The organism is Methanobrevibacter sp., from assembly GCF_045126245.1.
GTDB lineage: Archaea > Methanobacteriota > Methanobacteria > Methanobacteriales > Methanobacteriaceae > Methanocatella.
Map to the genome: position 1 here is coordinate 1 of NZ_JBGVOG010000115.1, position 2,519 is coordinate 2,519.

Annotated in this window: 3 protein-coding genes; 1 reads left to right on the forward strand and 2 read right to left on the reverse strand. The window is 32.5% G+C overall.

Translation table 11 applies throughout. The features are described from left to right. Together ACJMLZ_RS08440 and ACJMLZ_RS08445 are read right to left on the reverse strand one after the other, a co-directional pair. On the reverse strand, positions 1-739 hold a 739-nt coding region (locus ACJMLZ_RS08440; protein ID WP_405305181.1), incomplete at its 3' end, for a 4-phosphopantoate--beta-alanine ligase. A 12-nt stretch (positions 740-751) separates the two neighbouring features. Then, complete coding sequence (locus tag ACJMLZ_RS08445; protein WP_405305182.1) at positions 752-1,135, reverse strand: hypothetical protein; 384 nt, start codon at positions 1,133-1,135, stop codon at positions 752-754. Positions 1,136-1,473: 338 nt separating this feature from the next. On the opposite strand from ACJMLZ_RS08445, the gene ACJMLZ_RS08450 reads away from it, so the two are divergent. Beyond that, positions 1,474-2,519 (forward strand): ribonuclease H-like domain-containing protein (locus ACJMLZ_RS08450; protein WP_405305183.1); only part of this gene is annotated, 1,046 nt, incomplete at its 3' end.

A 2,519-nucleotide genomic window follows, 5' to 3' on the forward strand; every position in this document is an offset into this window, starting at 1 on the left:
TTTCCTCTTTAATTTTAATTTGTTGTAATGATTCTTTTAAATTTTCTTTGTTGTCAAATTCATTGATTAATTCAACCAGGAATTTTTTATCCTGTGTCTTTAAATCTTGCGCTATCTTTGTCATGTATGGAATTGCTCTTACGATATTGTCCATAATGGATACATCAGACATTTTTGATGTTCTTGAAAGCGGATTTAAATCAATTGTGATGATGTTTTTACCGGATTTTTTCAAGATTTCAGCCCGGTCTCCATCTTCAAGGGGAACCAATACGGTATCCGCAGAATAGATTCCTGTTTTGCTTGCTGAAGCCCTGTTGTTTTTGATGTCATCTATATATTCAATATCATCATCCAGGGATCCAAGTATCTCTTTATATCCGTGGTCTTTGTATAATTTTGTTATTAGTCTTACTCTCTCATCAGTTCTATAGAATAGGTTGATTTCAATTTTTGCGTTAATGGCTTTTGCAAAATCAATTATCTCATCAATTGCAAGGGCTGTAGCGTTCCCATTGACAGAAATGACAGGATTATTGGACAAAAGCAATGCCGCAACGGCAACATACATTGCTCTTTTTGCAGGGTAAGTTGTTTTTTCACCGATAAGATAGTCAAAAGCTTCCCCTCTGCCATGAGCTATCATTCCTGAATCGGCAAGGTATCCTTTTTGTGCAGCTTTGACGATTTTATCTCTTAAGATTAAGGATTCGTAACGCGGGTGTGATTTAGGTATCATTTTGATATCTCCTTATTTTAAATCAATATTCATTTGAGCCAAGTATCCTAAAAATGTTGATATGAATAAAGTTATTATTATCATTGAAATGAGATGAATAGGATAACTTTCAACAATTGCATTTGAATGCTGAGGCAAAATAAAGAATATGTAATCCAGCATTATGTCGATTATAACTAGAACCATTCCGAAAAGAACTCCTTCAACAACTTCATTTTCTTCAATATTCCTAATATAGATTATTCCGAAGATTCCGGTTACAATAATAATGATTAAAGGTATAGCTATGTTGAAATTCGGAATAAAATTTATAAATATCGGGTAAAAAACTTCTGAAAGTATGTAAATTAAAACCCAAGTCAATAATCCAAAAACAATTGCTAATTTCATATTCATATTTTAAACCTTGACAAATTGCTAATATTATTTTGGTTTAAAAATATTAAATACTTTACTAAGGTGATTATGGTTTTAATTTTTTGTTGAATTTAAAATAAGTTTTTGGGATGGTTAGGTAAATAATTGAGTAATTATCTACCTAACAACTTGTTTTTACAAGCTTTTAGAGAAATGAATTTTAAAATTTGGCTGTTTAATCTATCTCTCAGGCTACATCGTAGCCAAGTTATTATATATTTCTTCAAGTATATAAACTTATTTATATTTTATTAAAATTCAAGTATACTTTACTAAAAAGGTATATATCCGTGAATTTACTAAAATAAACTTGAGATATGTATAACGAAAACCAAGAAAATTATTATGAAAGGATACTTGCAAACTCGATTTCCTCAATGAATCCTTCCGAAAAAGCAAAACAAAGGGCTAGAGAGAAATCACCACTGTATTTTGAGGATTTAAAAAGAAGATTGTTGTTAGATTTCGAAGGAAAAAGGTTAACCGATATTAAGAATTCCGAGATAATTTCCACAAATCTGGGAGATACGTTAAAAATAACCACAAAGGAAAAGATAAATTTTAAGATTGAAGATAATGACTTTAAAAACCAGATAAATCATAATTTGAAATTACTTCCCAAAATCGGTGTTAAAAAGGAGGAAAATCTAAAGAGCAAGGGATATTCCACTATAGATTCACTTAAAGAGCATGATGTCTACGGGGATATTGCATCTAAGTTTTTGGATGAACTTGATGATTTGTCTTTTTGTGAGATAATGGATCTTCTGGACAATAACAAATACTCAAAAAAATGCAGGGATAATCTGTTAAAATGCATAAGCATGACTGACTGTGAAAATTTCAAGTTTATGGACATTGAAACTAAAGGCCTTTCCAATGTTCCCGTTATATTAATCGGAGTTGCTGAAATAAAAGGTAAGGATATAGTTTGCTCACAGTATTTCTTAAGAGATTACCCAGAAGAGGATGCGGTATTGGACGCATATCTATCCCATCTGGATGAAGATTCTGTTCATGTTACCTTCAATGGAAAAAGTTTTGATGTACCATTTATTAAGAATCGGTGCACATATAATAGAATTAGTGCAAATCTGGATTTGCCCCACCTGGACTTGATGCATTTTGCAAAGAACCTGTGGAGGGATGAACTGCCAAACTGCAAACTGCAAACGATTGAAAGGGAATTTTTCGGCATCGAAAGAAAAGATGACGTTCCGGGACAATATATTCCAGAATATTATGACACGATGTATATGGATGGCTACACGCCCTATGAGATACTTTACGCCACCCGCAAGAAAATGTATCGTGAGTATCAAGAGCGTGAGGCAGCGAAGCAGCGAGCTAGGGAAGAATCTAT

Coding starts and splice junctions, on each gene's coding strand:
- ACJMLZ_RS08445 (WP_405305182.1), bottom strand. CDS start 1,135: ATGAATATGAAATTAGCAATTGTTTTTGGATTATTGACTTGGGTTTTA.